This window comes from Pseudomonas sp. WP18 (assembly GCF_036689585.1).
GTDB classification, from domain to species: Bacteria; Pseudomonadota; Gammaproteobacteria; order Pseudomonadales; family Pseudomonadaceae; genus Aquipseudomonas; species Aquipseudomonas chlororaphis_E.
Map to the genome: position 1 here is coordinate 1,631,799 of NZ_CP144758.1, position 15,229 is coordinate 1,647,027.

General features: G+C 64.0%; 6 protein-coding genes. 3 read left to right on the forward strand and 3 right to left on the reverse strand.

Translation table 11 applies throughout. The annotated features are described in order from the left end of the window. Nucleotides 1–189: 189 nt before the first annotated feature. Both V5F23_RS07220 and V5F23_RS07225 read left to right on the forward strand, forming a co-directional pair. Nucleotides 190–1,083 (forward strand): LysR family transcriptional regulator, encoded by an 894-nt coding sequence (locus V5F23_RS07220; protein ID WP_047737698.1) that lies wholly within the window; start codon nucleotides 190–192, stop codon nucleotides 1,081–1,083. A gap of 9 nt (nucleotides 1,084–1,092) precedes the next feature. Further along, nucleotides 1,093–1,689, forward strand: a complete 597-nt coding sequence (locus V5F23_RS07225) for a DTW domain-containing protein (protein WP_338497856.1) — start codon at nucleotides 1,093–1,095, stop codon at nucleotides 1,687–1,689. A gap of 132 nt (nucleotides 1,690–1,821) precedes the next feature. Here the strand turns inward: V5F23_RS07225 and V5F23_RS07230 are convergent, their stop codons facing one another. From V5F23_RS07230 to V5F23_RS07240, 3 genes are all read right to left on the reverse strand, one after another. Next, nucleotides 1,822–3,186, reverse strand: a complete 1,365-nt coding sequence (locus tag V5F23_RS07230; protein ID WP_338497860.1) for an HlyD family type I secretion periplasmic adaptor subunit — start codon at nucleotides 3,184–3,186, stop codon at nucleotides 1,822–1,824. A 184-nt stretch (nucleotides 3,187–3,370) separates the two neighbouring features. Next, nucleotides 3,371–5,530: a type I secretion system permease/ATPase gene (locus V5F23_RS07235; RefSeq protein WP_338497861.1), complete on the reverse strand. Its 2,160-nt coding sequence runs from the start codon at nucleotides 5,528–5,530 to the stop codon at nucleotides 3,371–3,373. 18 nt (nucleotides 5,531–5,548) lie between these two features. After that, complete coding sequence (locus V5F23_RS07240) at nucleotides 5,549–6,907, reverse strand: TolC family outer membrane protein (RefSeq protein ID WP_042732802.1); 1,359 nt, start codon at nucleotides 6,905–6,907, stop codon at nucleotides 5,549–5,551. Nucleotides 6,908–7,358: 451 nt separating this feature from the next. On the opposite strand from V5F23_RS07240, the gene V5F23_RS07245 reads away from it, so the two are divergent. Next, complete coding sequence (locus V5F23_RS07245) at nucleotides 7,359–15,215, forward strand: retention module-containing protein (RefSeq protein WP_338497862.1); 7,857 nt, start codon at nucleotides 7,359–7,361, stop codon at nucleotides 15,213–15,215. The last annotated feature ends 14 nt before the right edge of the window (nucleotides 15,216–15,229 follow it).

Below are 15,229 nucleotides of genomic sequence, written 5' to 3' on the forward strand. Positions count from 1 at the left end.
ACGGTCCCCCTGTTTGGATGGGTGTGGTTCTGTGGCGAGGGGATTTATCCCCGCTGGGGCGCGAAGCGGCCCTAAAACCTGAAAGCTCGGTGTGTCAGGAAAATGGTATTGGGGCTGCTTCGCAGCCCAGCGGGGATAAATCCCCTCGCCACACAGTCTTGCAGTGATACGCCGGTACGGAGAAACCCAATGGCCAACGCACTACCCGACCTGAAACTGCTGCGTATTTTCGTCAGCGTGGTCCGGCACCAGGGGTTTGCCAACGCCCAGCACGAACTCAACCTTTCGACATCGGCCATCAGCACCTACATGAGCCAGCTCGAATCGGCCCTGGGCCTAGTGCTGTGTCATCGCGGGCGAGGTGGGTTCAGCCTGACCAGCAAGGGCGAGTTGTTCCACCAGGAAACCCTGCGCCTGCTGGGTGAGCTCGAAGGGTTCGAACAGTATGCGGCGGCCCTCAAGGGGGAGCTGCGCGGCACGCTGAACCTGGGCGTGATCGACTCCACCGTCAGCGACAAGGCCTTGCCATTCGCCGAGGCCATCGGTGCCTACAGCCAGGAGCATCCGGCGGTGCACCTGCACCTGTCCGTCCTGAGCCCTTATGAACTGCAGCTCGGTGTGCAGGACAACCGCCTGGACCTGGCCATCGGCGCGTTTTCCACGCGCATGAGCGGGCTGGTCTACATGCCGCTGTACCGCGAGCAGCATTGGTTGTATTGCAGCAATCGTCACCCGTTGTTTCACGAGCGACGCATCCCCGAACCAGTCATTACCCAGCAGCGCATGGTCGGACGCGGGTATTGGAGCCAGGCCGAACTGGCCCGCCATGGTTTCAAGCACAGCGCGGCGACGGTAGAGAGCATGGAGGCGCAGTTGATCCTGGTGTTGTCCGGTGCCTATGTCGGTTACTTGCCCGAGCATTACGCCCAGGCCTGGGTCGACAAGGGCGATTTGCGGGTGCTGCTGCCGGCCACCTTTGGCTACCAGGCGCCGTTTTCGATGATCGTGCGCCGTGGCCGCAGCCGCGAACCTTTGATCCAGACCTTCCGCGACCTGCTCAAGGCGCAGCTCAACCAGGCCTGAGGTGCCGCCATGTCCCGAATCCATTGCCCGCGTTGCCACCGGCCACAAAGCCATTGCCTGTGCCCGCTGATTCCCAGCCTCGACAGCCGTACCCGGGTGTTGCTGCTGCAGCATCCCAGCGAAGTCAATCACGCCTTGAACACCGCCCGGCTGGCGGCCCTGGGGCTGAACAATACCGAGCTGATCGTGGGCGAAGTGTTCGAAGACTTGCCGCAATTGCTCCACCGGCCGGGGTATCAGGCACGCCTGCTGTTTCCCGGCGAGGTCGCGCAACCGCTGCAGGCTTATGCAGCGTCCGACGATCCACTGCTGTTGGTGGTGCCGGACGGTACCTGGCGCAAGGCGCGCAAGTTGCTGCACCTCAATCCATTGCTGGCGGCACTGCCGAGGGTGACGCTGGCTGACGGCGGGGTGTCCCGCTATCGCTTGCGCAAGGCACCGGGGCCAGGGGCGCTGTCGACGGTGGAGGCGATTGTCCAGGCGTTGCAGGTACTGGAGGCACCGACGAGTTTCGAGCCGTTGCTGAAGCCGTTCGAGGCGTTGATCGAAGGGCAGATTGCGGCCATGGGGGAGGAAACGTTTCGGCGCAACCATGCTGAAAAATAGTGCGTGTTCCTGCCGCCCCCTTCGCGGGCAAGCCCGCTCCCACACCGGATTGATGGTGCGCCTCAGAGCCTCTGTGGGAGCGGGCTTGCCCGCGAAGGGGCCCGAATGGCCACAGATAATCCCAGCCAGAGACTACCGCTCGCGCATCGCCTCGGTCCGCGCCTTCAGCACCGGTTTGAGCAAGTAGTCCAGCACGCTTTTCTCCCCGGTGATGATGTCCACGGTCGCCACCATCCCCGGGATGATCAGCAGCGGCTTCACGTCGCCTCCCAAGTGGTTTTTGTCGGTGCGGACCTGGATCAGGTAGAAGCTGTTGCCCTTGTCGTCGGTGATGGTGTCGGCGCCGATCAGTTCGAGGCGGGCGCTCAGCCCCCCGTAGATGGTGTAGTCGTAGGCGCTGAACTTGACCATGGCTTTCTGGCCCGGATGCAGGAACGCCACGTCCTGGGGACGGACCTTGGCTTCGATCAGCAGGTTGTCTTCCAGGGGCACGATTTCCACCATGTCGCTGCCCGGCTGCACTACGCCGCCGATGGTGTTGACCTTCAACTGCTTGATCACCCCGTGCACCGGCGACACCACGGTGGTGCGGGACACGCGGTCGTCGATGGCGATGCTCGAGGCGGTGATTTTCGACAGCTCGGTGCGTTTTTCGTTGAGGTCCTTGGCGGCGTCTGAACGGAAGGTCTGTTCCGATTCATCGATCTTGCTCTTGATCTCATTGATCGCCGATTCGGCCCGGGGAATGGCCAGGGTGGTGGCGTTGAGCGAGCCGCGGATTTCCACCGCGTTGCGTTTGAGCCGCAGGATCTCCACCGGCGACACGGCTCCGGTCTTCACCAAGGGCGCGGACATGTTCATTTCTTCTTGCAGCAAGGCCAGGGCAGAGCTGAACTGGCTTTGCTTGGAGCGAAACTCCGCCAGTTCCTGGGTCTTCTGCCGCAGTTGTTCGGTCAGGGTCCGTTGTTCGCTGGCCAGGCGCCGTTGCCGTTGTTCGTACAGCGCGCGTTCGTCCTCGGCCACTTGCGGGGCCTTGCTGGCCACCTCGGCCGACAGCGTGAAGGGGCGCCCCTCGGCCTCGGCCGAGAGCCGTTCGACCTGGGCGGTCAGGGCATAGCGGTCGGCTTCGCTTTCGCCCTTGTTCGACAGGAACCGCGTGTCATCCAGGCGCAACAGGGTGTCGCCCTTGTTCACCATCAGGCCTTCGCGCACGAAAATCTCGGTGACGATGCCGCCTTCCAGGTTCTGGATCACCTGCACTTTGCTCGACGGAATCGCCTTGCCTTCGCCGGTGGTGACTTCCTGCAAGACCGCCAGCTTCGCCCAGACCAACCCGGTGATGATCAGCCCGGCGGCCAGCCACACGGTGACCCGCGATCGCCGAGGCGAATCCTGCAACGCCGCGCTGGCGGTTTCCGCCATGAACTCGCTTTCGGCGCTTTTGTTGAAACTGCCGAAGTAGCTTCGGGCAGTTGGATCGGGTGTTTGGGCAGACATGGGGATACCCGTTGGTTAAGTGAAATAAAGCCAAGTGAGGCTTTTGTGGCGAGGGAGCTTGCTCCCGCTGGGCTGCGAAGCGGCCCCCAAAAAAGTCAACTCGATCTGCCTGACGTTCCGCGGTGTCAGGGTCCGGGGCCGCTACGCAGCCCAGCGGGAGCAAGCTCCCTCGCCACGGCATTGACTAGACGGCGCCAGACCCCACCCGTCCCTTGCGCAGCGCATCGATCACCGCATCCTTCGGCCCGTCCGCCACGATCCGGCCGTTGTCCAGCACCACCAGACGGTCCACCAGGCTCAGCATCGAGGTGCGGTGGGTGACCAGCAGCACGGTCTTGCCCTGCACGCGGGTGTGAAGTTTTTGCCGCAAGAGGTCCTCGCTGCTGTTGTCCATGGCACTGGTGGGTTCGTCCAGCAGCAGGATCGGCGGATCGAGCAGCAGGGCCCGGGCCAGCAGCACCGCCTGGCGCTGCCCGCCGGAGAGCAGTTGGCCACGCTCACCCACCGGGCGGTCGAAGCCTTGGGGATGCTGGCGGGCCAGTTCGGTGACGCCGGTCAGTTCCGCCACTTCCAGCATGCGCGCGTCGCTGACGTAGCGGGCGCCCAGGGTGAGGTTGTCGCGCAGGCTGCCGGCCAGCAACGGCAAGTCGTGGGCCACGTAGCCGACCTGTTGGCGCAGGTCGGCGACGTCCAGTTGCCGCAGGTCCAGGCCGTCGAGCAGCAGTTGACCTTCCTGCGGCGCATAGAAACCCATCACCAGGCGCGCCAGGGTGCTTTTGCCCGAACCGCTGCGCCCGATGATCCCGACCCGTTCGCCGGGCTTGAGGCTGAAGCTGATGTCGGCCAAGGCCGGAGCGCTCTGGCCGTTGTAGTGGAACGTCACGCCGCTGATGTCCAGCGCACCCTGCAATTGGGTGCGCTCCAGCGGCCGCTGCCTGGCATCGCGCTCCTGGGGCAGGGCCATCAGGGCATCGGTGCTGCGCATGGTGAGCTGGGCTTGCTGGTAGCGGGTGATCAGCCCGGCGATCTGGCCCAGGGGCGCGAGCACCCGACTGCCGAGCATGTAGGTGGCCACCAGCGCGCCGACGCTGAGGTTGCCGGCGATGATGCTGTAGACCCCGGCCACGATGGTCGCCATGCCGGCCAGTTGTTGCAGGAACAGCGTGCCGTTGGTCGCCAGCGCCGAGAGGTTGCGCGCGTGGCTGTCCAGGCGGGTGAGGGCGCCGTGGGTGCTTTCCCATTGATGCTGACGCTCGCTTTCGGCGCTGCAGGCCTTGAGGGTTTCCAGGCCGCCCAGGGTTTCGATCAGCAAGGCCTGGCGTTGGGCGCCCAGGGCCAGGCTTTTTTGCACGGTGTCGCGCAGGCGCACCTGGATGATCATGGCGAAAACAATGGTGATCGGGAACGCGATGACCGGAATCACCACCAGCCAGCCGCCCAGCAAGCCGATCACCACCAGCATCAGCACGGCGAAGGGCAGGTCGATGAGGCTGGTGAGGGTCACGGCGGTGAGAAATTCGCGCAGGCCCTGGAAGTCATGGATGCTCTGGGCGAACCCGCCGATGGTCACCGGCTTGGCTTTCATGGCCATGCCGGTGATGCGTTCGAACAGGGTCGCGGAGAGGATCACGTCGGTTTTCTTGCCGGCGGTGTCCAACAGATGAGCGCGCACCACCCGCAGCACCAGCTCGAACCCGGTGCCGATCAACAACCCCACGGCCAGCACCCACAAAGTCGAAGTGGCCTGGTTGGGCACCACGCGGTCGTAGGTCTGCATGACGAACAGCGGCACCATCAACCCCAGCAGGTTGATCAGCAAGCTCGCCAGGATCGCGTCGCTGTACAGCCAGCGCGACAGTTTCAAGGTGTCGCGAAACCACGCTTCGACCCGCGGCACCAGGGGCGCGCGCAAGTCTTCGAGTTCATGCCGTGGCCGGGCGAACAAGGCCTGGCCACTGTAGTCGAGGGCCAGTTCCTCGCGGCTGACCCATTGTTCGCCGCCGTCGGCTTCGCTGGGCAGGATCAATGCCCGGCCGTCCTCGCCCCAACGCCGCAGTACCGCACAGCGCCCTCCCGTCAGGATCAGCATCACCGGCAGGTTGAGCGGCGAGATGTCGGCCAGCTCGCGGCGCAGCACCCTGGCCTGCAAGCTGGCCCGGGCTGCTGCGCGGGGCAGCAGCTCCAGGCCCAGGCGTTGGTGCGCCATAGGAAGCCCGGCGCTGAGGCTGGCGCGACTGGCGGTCGCGCCATGGAGTTTGCAGAGGATCAACAGGCCGTCCAGCAAGGGATCATCAAAGTTCAGGCGCGGGTCGGCGCCGGGGGTTGCGGGTTCCATGCTGGTCATGTCGGTCGCTCCCAGGCGCTACTTGAGTTCTGGCAACCGCGCTTCGTTCTTGACCTCGGTCTGCGCAATCGCGTCGGCCGGCAGCACCACCCGCTGTTTGTTCAGCAGCAGGCCCATGTTCGCCAGCACCCGGTACATCGAGTATTCCTCGGTGTAGCGCACTTCGGTGTAGCGCCGGTTGGCGTTGTACAGCTCGTTTTCGCTGTCGAGCAGGTCGAGCAGGGTTCGCTGGCCGAGGCCGAACTGGTCCTGGTAGGCCGCGCGCACACGGGTGGTGGTCTCGGCGTATTCGCGGGCGGTAGGGGTCTGCTTACGGGCGTTGGTCATGGCGTTCCAGGCCAGGCGCGTGTCTTCGTTGAGCTGGCGCAGGGCATTGTTGCGGATGTCCATGGCCTGGTTGATCTGATGGGCGTTGGACGCGAGCCGGGCCTTGTCGCTGCCGCCGCGAAACAGGTTGTAGTTCATCACCACGCCCACGCGCCAGTTGTTGTCGTGGCCTTCCTCGCCGCCGAGGTTGTTGTTGGCGCCCACCGCGGCTTCGGCATCGAAGCGTGGGTAGAACGGCGACTTCGCCACCTCGTACTGGCTTTCCGCAGACTGGATGTCGGCCTGGGCCGATTTCAGGTACGGGTTGTTGTCGATCATGCTCTGCTGGGCCTGGCGCAGGTCGGCGGGCATTTCACCCTTGGTCGAGGGCGGGGTTTCCAGTTCATCGGGCATGCGTCCGACCACGCTGTAGAAGTTCGCCTCGGCATCGGCCAGGTCCACTTCGGCGGTGTCGAAGTTGTTTTCCGCCAGGGCGCGACGGGCCCGGGACTGGTCGGCGTCGGCGGTGCTGCCCACCCCGCGTTCGGTGCGCAGGCCGATCTGGTCGTTGACCCGCAAGTGCGCTTGCAGGTTGTTCTTGGCCAGGGTTACCAGTTCGCGACGCTTGAGCACTTCCAGGTAGACCTCGATGGTGCGCAGGGCCAGGTCCTGGGCGGTGCCCTGGGCGTAATAGGCGCGGGAGTTGACCACGCCCTTGGTGCGTTCCACTTCATTGGCGACGTTGAACCCGTCGAAGATCATCTGCCGCAGGCGCAGCTCCGATTGGGTGTAGTTCAGGATATTGGTGTGGTGGTTGCCCAATGCCCGGGTGTTGGTGTTGTCGCTGTAGCCACGGCCGTAGCCGGCGTTCAAATCCACCGACGGGTAGAAGCCCCCCTTGGCGACCTTGACGTCTTCATTGGCCGACAGACGGCTGTCCACCCGCTGTGCCAGTTCCGGGTGGGTCGCGATGGTGCTCTGGATCGCTTCGGTCAATGACATGGCCTGCGCCTGAGAAGAGCAGGCCATGGCCAGCAAAACCGCGCTGCAGAGGGGGGTTAGAACGCGCATGGGGTGCATCTCCTGAGGTCTGTAAGTGCTTCGTTGTCGCCAGAAAATTGACGTATTTAAGATCAAAACCGTTTCAACCTTGTAACAACACAGCTAAGAACATCCTGCGAGAAACCTAAGAAGAATTTCTCATAAGGCTTATTTCGAAAAAAACTTATGTGCTCTTCGAAAACCAGCACATTGTTCAAAGCGCAAGCCTTTGAATCTGCGGGTTATGACGACTTTTAGGCGTCAATAAAAGTTTCAGGCGATTTTCTAGACGACGTGAAGAAGTGTCGAAAGTGGGGATGGCGGGGCGAGATTAAGCGACGGTTTTTTGTCATTCTGTCGAAAAGCCAGCACCTTTCGACCCTGTAAAAGCTGGCAGATTTTCCAGCTTTCGATCGCCATCCCGAGGACGGATTCTTCACCCAGACACGTGCCGATTGCAGTCGGCAACGGAGGACAGCACATGGCAGCGCTCATCGGTACCGTCAGCAAAGTGGTAGGGCAGGTTTTCGCAGAAGCGGCCGGAGGGCTGCGGCGGCCCCTGGTGGAAGGCGATCGGCTTTATGCCGGCGAACACCTGGTTACCGGTGCCGAGGGCGCAGTGGCGGTGCACTTGCAAAACGGCCAGGAACTGACCCTGGGCCGTGAGAGCAACCTGACCCTGACGGCGCAATTGCTCGCGCACCAGGCACAGGCGCCGCATGTGGAGACGCCGGAAGCGACGGCCCCCAGCGACGCGCAACTGACCGATGTGCAAAAACTGCAACAAGCCATCGCGGCCGGCGCCGACCCGACCCAGACGGGCGAAGCCACGGCAGCAGGCCCTGGGACGGGCAACGCCGCGGGCGGCCTGGGTGGCGGCCACAGCTATGTGCTGCTGGAAGAGGTGGGCGGGCAGGTTGATCCGCAGATCGGTTTCCCCACCGCCGGGTTCAACGGGGTTCCCGAGTTTCCGCAATTGCGCCTGGCCGCTGAGCCAGACAATAACGGCAACGACGCCGGCGTGCCGCCGGTGACGCCTCCCGATAACCCGGTGACCCTCGATGGGGTCAATGTGCAAGGCGGTGAACTGACCACCAACGAGGCCAACCTGGCCGATGGCACCGCCAGCAATCCGGGGGCGCTGGTGCAGAGCGGCACTTTCACGGTGACCGCCCCCGACGGGCTGAGCAGCTTGAGCATCGGTGGCATCAGCGTGATGACCGGTGGCGTGCCTGTGGGCTTTCCCCAGGCCATCACCTCGACGTTGGGCAATACGCTGACCATCACGGGCTATGACCCGGCCACCGGAGTGGTCAGCTACACCTACACCCTCACGGGCAATGAAACTCACCCGACCGGCGGTGGTGCCAACAGCATTACCGAACAGTTCCCGGTGGTGGCGGTCGACACCGACGGCGACACCGCCACCGGCACCCTCGACGTGAACATCACCGACGACGTGCCGCAGGCGATCGACGACAACAACGCCAATAGCGCCTCGGAAACCCTGGTCACGCTCACTGGCAACGTGCTGCCCAACGACCTCCAGGGCGCCGACCGCATCCCCACCGGCCCCGACAGCGGCCCGATCGTGGGTGGGACGTTCACCGGCACCTATGGCACCCTGGTGCTCAACCCCAACGGCACGTACACCTACACCCTCAACACCAGCGACCCGCAATTTGTCGCGCTGCATGGGGGAGGCAGCGGTACCGAGACGTTCACCTACACCCTGACCGATGCCGACGGCGACACCAGCACCGCGAACCTGGTGCTGCAAGTCCACAACAATGACGACCCGGTGATCATCACCGGCCTCGACACCGATGGCGGCGAGCTGACGGTGCAGGAGAAAAACCTCAGCGACGGCAACAGCCCCGATGCCCCGGCACTGACCCAGAACGGCACCTTCACCGTCACCGCGCTGGATGGCGTGCAAACCCTGAGCGTCGGCGGTATCAACGTGGTGAGCGGTGGCGTGGCCGCCGGTTTCCCTCAGTCAATCACCACCGCGCTGGGCAACACGTTGACCATCACGGGCTTCAACGCCACCACGGGGGTGGTGAGTTACAGCTACACGCTGCTCGACAATGAAGCCCATCCCAACGCCAACGGTGCCAACAGCCTGAGCGAGCAGTTTTCGGTTGTGGTCACCGATGACAACGGCACCACCGCCAACGGCAACCTGGACGTGAACATCGTCGACGACGTGCCCAAGGCCGTGGACGACAGCAACGCCGCCACCGCGTCGGAAACCCACCTGACCCTGACCGGCAGCGTGCTGACCAATGACACCCAAGGTGCGGACCAGGTCGCGTCCGGCCCCGTGACGCCCGGTACGTTCACCGGGACTTACGGCACCCTGGTGCTCAACGCCGACGGTTCCTACACCTACACGCTCAACACCGCGGATGGAGACTTCAAAGGCCTGCACGGCGGTGGCAATGGCAGTGAGACCTTCACCTACACCCTGACCGATGCCGACGGCGACACCAGCACCGCGAACCTGGTGCTGCAAGTCCACAACAATGACGACCCGGTGATCATCACCGGCCTCGACACCGATGGCGGCGAGCTGACGGTGCAGGAGAAAAACCTCAGCGACGGCAGCAGCCCCGACGCCCCGGCACTGACCCAGAACGGCACCTTCACCGTCACCGCGCTGGACGGCGTGCAAACCCTGAGCGTCGGCGGTATCAACGTGGTGAGCGGTGGTGTGGCCGCCGGTTTCCCTCAGTCAATCACCACCGCGCTGGGCAACACCCTGACCATCACGGGCTTCAACGCCACCACGGGGGTGGTGAGCTATAGCTACACGTTGCTGGATAACGAAGCCCATCCAAACGCCAACGGTGCCAACAGCCTGAGCGAACAGTTCGCGGTCGTGGTCACCGATGACAACGGCACCACCGCCAACGGCAACCTGGACGTGAACATCGTCGACGACGTGCCCAAGGCCGTGGACGACAGTAATGCCGCCACCGCGTCGGAAACCCACCTGACCCTGACCGGCAGCGTGCTGACCAATGACACCCAAGGTGCGGACCAGGTCGCGTCCGGCCCTGTCACGCCTGGGACGTTCACTGGGACTTACGGCACCCTGGTGCTCAACGCCGACGGTTCCTACACCTACACGCTCAACACCGCGGATGGAGACTTCAAAGGCCTGCACGGCGGTGGCAATGGCAGCGAGACGTTCACCTACACCCTGACCGATGCCGACGGCGACACCAGCACCGCCAACCTGGTGCTGCAAGTCCACAACAATGACGACCCGGTAATCATCACCGGCCTCGACACCGATGGCGGCGAGCTGACGGTGCAGGAGAAAAACCTCAGCGACGGCAGCAGCCCGGATGCCTCGGCGCTGACCCAGAACGGCACCTTTACCGTCACCGCGCTGGATGGCGTGCAAACCCTGAGCGTCGGCGGTATCAACGTGGTGAGCGGTGGCGTGGCCGCTGGTTTCCCTCAGTCAATCACCACGGCGTTGGGCAACACCCTGACCATCACGGGCTTCAACGCCACCACGGGGGTGGTGAGCTACAGCTACACGTTGCTCGACAATGAAGCTCATCCAAACGCCAACGGTGCCAACAGCCTGAGCGAGCAGTTCGCGGTTGTGGTCACTGACGATAACGGCACCACCGCCAACGGCAACCTGGACGTGAACATCGTCGACGACGTGCCCAAGGCCGTGGACGACAGCAACGCCGCCACCGCGTCGGAAACCCACCTGACCCTGACCGGCAGCGTGCTGACCAATGACACCCAAGGTGCGGACCAGGTCGCGTCCGGCCCCGTGACGCCCGGTACGTTCACCGGGACTTACGGCACCCTGGTGCTCAACGCCGACGGTTCCTACACCTACACGCTCAATACGACGGATGCAGACTTCAAAGGCCTGCACGGCGGGGGCAATGGCAGCGAGACCTTCACCTACACCCTGACCGATGCCGACGGCGACACCAGCACCGCGAACCTGGTGCTGCAAGTCCACAACAATGACGACCCGGTGATCATCACCGGCCTCGACACCGATGGCGGCGAGCTGACGGTGCAGGAGAAAAACCTCAGCGACGGCAGCAACCCCGATGCTTCGGCGCTGACCCAGAGCGGCACCTTTACCGTCACCGCACTGGATGGTGTGCAGACCTTGAGCGTCGGCGGTATCAACGTGGTGAGCGGTGGCTTGGCCGCTGGTTTCCCTCAGTCGATCACCACCGCGTTGGGCAACACCCTGACCATCACGGGCTTCAACGCCACCACGGGGGTAGTGAGCTATAGCTACACGCTGCTGGATAACGAAGCCCATCCAAACGCCAACGGTGCCAACAGCCTGAGCGAGCAGTTCGCGGTCGTGGTCACCGATGACAACGGCACCACCGCCAACGGCAACCTGGACGTGAATATCGTCGACGACTTACCAACCGCTCACGCCGACTCGGCCTCGGTGGTGGAGGGCGGGACGGTGAGCGGCAACGTACTGGACAACGACGTGGGCGGTGCCGACGGGCCGGCTGCCAGTGGCGCAGTGATCGGCGTACGGGCTGGCAACGACACTTCGTCCCCGGTGATCGGCGGCCTCAACACCCAGATCAACGGCACCTACGGCTACCTGACCCTGGACGCCAACGGCAACGCCGTCTACCACAGCAACCCCAATAGTGTCGGCGCACCGGGCGCCACCGACGTGTTCACCTACACCGTACGCGATGCCGATGGCGACCAGAGCACCACGACCATCACCATCGACGTGCACAACAGCTGCCTCGTCGCCACGTCGGACCAGGACATCACCGTCTACGAAAAAGCCCTGGACCTGAACCAGGACGGCCAGGACCTGGCCCCCGGCACCGTCACCGGCAGCAACCCGAATTCCACCGGCGAAACAGCCAGCGGCAGCCTGGTCGGTTCGGTGTCCGGTGCCGTGGGTGCCGTGACGTTCGCCTTGGTGGGTAATGCCACCGGAGCCTACGGTCAGTTGTTGCTTCACGCCGACGGGACCTACACCTACACCCTGACCGCGCCCACCACGACCACGCCCCACGCCAACGACGGCCCGAACGTCTTGAGCGAAAGCTTCACCTACCAGGCCACGGACTCCCTGGGCAATACCGTCACCAGCACCATCGTGATCAACATTGTCGACGATGTGCCCAACGCCCATGCCGACTTCGCTTCGGTGGTGGAGGGCGGCACGGTCAACGGCAATGTGCTGGGCAACGACGTGCTCGGCGCCGACGGCGGTGAAGTCATCGGCATCCGGGCTGGCAACGACACCTCGTCCCCGGTGATCGGTGGCCTCAATACCCAGATCAACGGCACCTACGGCTACCTGACCCTGGACGCCAACGGCAACGCCGTCTACCACAGCAACCCCAACAGCGTCGGCGCACCGGGCGCCACCGACGTGTTCACCTACACCATACGCGATGCCGATGGCGACCAGAGCACCACGACCATCACCATCGACGTGCACAACAGCTGCCTCGTCGCCACGTCGGACCAGGACATCACCGTCTACGAAAAAGCCCTGGACCTGAACCAGGACGGCCAGGACCTGGCCCCCGGCACCGTCACCGGCAGCGACCCGAGCGCCACCAGTGAAACAGCCAGCGGCAGCCTGGTCGGTTCGGTGTCCGGTGCCACGGGCGCGGTGACCTTCACGCTGGTGGGCAACGCCACGGGGGCGTATGGGCAATTGCTGCTCCATCCGGACGGCTCGTACACCTACACCCTGACTTCGCCCGCCACGACCACGCCCCACGCCAACGATGGCCCAAACGTATTGAACGAAAGCTTCACGTACAAGGCCACCGATGCCCTGGGCAACAGCGTCACCGGCAGCCTGGTGGTGAGCATCGTCGACGATGTGCCCAAGGCGGTCGCGTCCGAGCGATCGGTCACGGCGGTGGAGATCGATTCGAACCTGCTGATCGTGCTCGATGTGTCTGGCAGCATGAAAGACGATTCCGGCGTGCCGGGGCTTTCGCGCATGGATCTGGCCAAGCAGGCGATCAGCGCCTTGCTCGACAAATACGACGACATGGGCGACGTCAAAGTCCAGCTTGTGACCTTCAGCGGCAGTGCCACCGACCAGAGTAGCGTGTGGGTGGACGTGGCAACGGCCAAGACGCTGATCGCCGCGCTGAACGCGCACGGTGACACCAATTACGATGCGGCCGTGGCGATGGCCAAGACGGCGTTCGCAACCCCCGGACAACTGACCGGCGCACAGAACATTGGTTATTTCTTCTCCGATGGCAAGCCGACCCTGGGCGAAATCGGCTCGGCGGACGAGGTCGCGTGGAAAGCCTTTCTCGATGCCAACAACATCAAGAATTACGCCGTCGGCCTGGGCAGCGGCGCCAGAAACGTCAACCTCGACCCGCTGGCCTATGATGGCAGCACCCACACCGACACCAACGCGGTGGTGGTCACTGACTTGAACCAGCTCAATTCGGTGCTTTCCGGTACGGTGCAGGGCGTGCCGGTGACCGGTAGCCTGTTCGGCGAGGGCGGCTCGTTCGGCGCCGACGGCGGGTTTATCAAGAGCCTGGTGGTGGACGGCACGACCTACAGCTACAACCCGGACGCCAACGGTGGCCAAGGTGCGCTGACCGCCAGCGGCGGGGCCAACCACGGCTCCTTCAATACCGTGACCAACACCCTCAGCATTGCCACCGCCCATAGCGGCATGCTCGTGGTGAATCTCGATACCGGTGCGTTCAGCTATGCCTCCCAGACCACCACCAGCACCGTGATCACCGAGAACATCGGCTATACCCTCAGCGATAACGACGGTGACCTGGCCAGCTCCAACCTGGTCATCAAGGTCCAACCCAACAGCCCACCGGTGGCGGTCGATGACAACATCATCACCAACGTGCTCTCGGGCAACATCGTGATTCCGGGCGAACTGCTGCTGGGCAACGACGGCGATGCCAATGGCGATCCGCTGAGCGCTTCGCCCACCAGCTTTAACACCGGCTGGGTGGCCCGTGGCGCGGACTTTACCGGCAGCACCGGCACGGCGAGCTTCACCGGCAACAATGTGCAGTCGATCAACCTCAGCCGCAGCACGTTCGTCGCCAATGCCGCGACCATGACTGCCGTGCTGGTGGTCAGCGGCGCATTGGGGGCGGTGTCCAACAACAACGCCAATGATGAAGACCGGCTCAACATCAGCCTCAAGCAAGGTGAAACCCTTACCCTGGATCACAACCTGGCGGCCGGCCACGTCAGCCTGGAATACGCCCTCAACGGCGGGCCATTCATCGCCATTGCCGATGGCGGCTCGTTCACGGCCGCCGCCGATGGCAATTACCAGATCCACGTGACCAACATTGCCAACCCCGGCAACGGCAACGTCAATGCGGCGGAAAACTACCAACTGACCCTGACCGTCAACTACGCCGGCGCCCACGACATCACACCGGATTACCACGGCACCTACACCGCCAGTGACAACCATGGCGGCAGCGACGGTGCGGCGGTGAGCATCAGCTACCAGGCCGGGCACACCCTGACGGGCACCAGCGGTGATGACGTGCTGGTGGCCGGCGATGGCGACAACGTCCTCAACGCCGGCGACGGCAACGACATCCTCAGCGCGGGCTCGGGCAACAACGCCCTGCACGGTGGGGCGGGCAATGACTTGCTTTACAGCGGCGCGGGCAACGACCTGCTCGACGGCGGCACGGGCAACGACACTGCCAGCTACGCGCACGCCACGGCCGCGGTGACGGTGAACCTGGGCCTGTTGGGCGCGCAAAACACCCTCGGTGCAGGCACCGATACCTTGAACGGCATCGAAAACCTCGTCGGCTCGAACTTCAACGACACCCTCACCGGTGACGCCGGCAACAACCGCATCGATGGCGGGTTGAGCAATGACGTACTCAATGGCGGGGGGGGCGACGACCTGCTGATCGGCGGCCTGGGCAACAACACCCTGACCGGTGGCAGCGGCGCCGACACCTTCCAGTGGCGGGCGGGCAACAGCGGCCACGACGTGATCACCGACTTCACCCCCGGCGTCGACAAACTCGACCTGTCGCAACTGTTGCAGGGCGAAAACGGCAGTGCGGCGTCCCTGGACGATTACCTGCACTTCACCGTCAGCGGCAGCGGTGCGTCGGTCACCACCAGCATCGACGTCAGCGCACTGGCCGGCGCCACGCCGAGCCAGACCATCGACCTGGCGGGCGTCAACCTCGCCAGCCACTACGGTGTCACGCCGGGGGCAGGTGGGATGATCGCCGGAGGCGCGGACACGGCGACGATCATCAACGGGATGCTGAACGACCATTCCTTGAAGGTGGACACGGTGTGATTTGAGCGGTACCG

What these genes read in the sequence shown, in the direction of transcription:
- V5F23_RS07240 (WP_042732802.1), bottom strand. Translation starts at nt 6,907, where the DNA reads ATGCGCGTTCTAACCCCCCTCTGCAGCGCGGTTTTGCTGGCCATGGCC.
- V5F23_RS07235 (WP_338497861.1), bottom strand. Translation starts at nt 5,530, where the DNA reads ATGACCAGCATGGAACCCGCAACCCCCGGCGCCGACCCGCGCCTGAAC.
- V5F23_RS07225 (WP_338497856.1), top strand. Translation starts at nt 1,093, where the DNA reads ATGTCCCGAATCCATTGCCCGCGTTGCCACCGGCCACAAAGCCATTGC.
- V5F23_RS07245 (WP_338497862.1), top strand. Translation starts at nt 7,359, where the DNA reads ATGGCAGCGCTCATCGGTACCGTCAGCAAAGTGGTAGGGCAGGTTTTC.
- V5F23_RS07230 (WP_338497860.1), bottom strand. Translation starts at nt 3,186, where the DNA reads ATGTCTGCCCAAACACCCGATCCAACTGCCCGAAGCTACTTCGGCAGT.
- V5F23_RS07220 (WP_047737698.1), top strand. Translation starts at nt 190, where the DNA reads ATGGCCAACGCACTACCCGACCTGAAACTGCTGCGTATTTTCGTCAGC.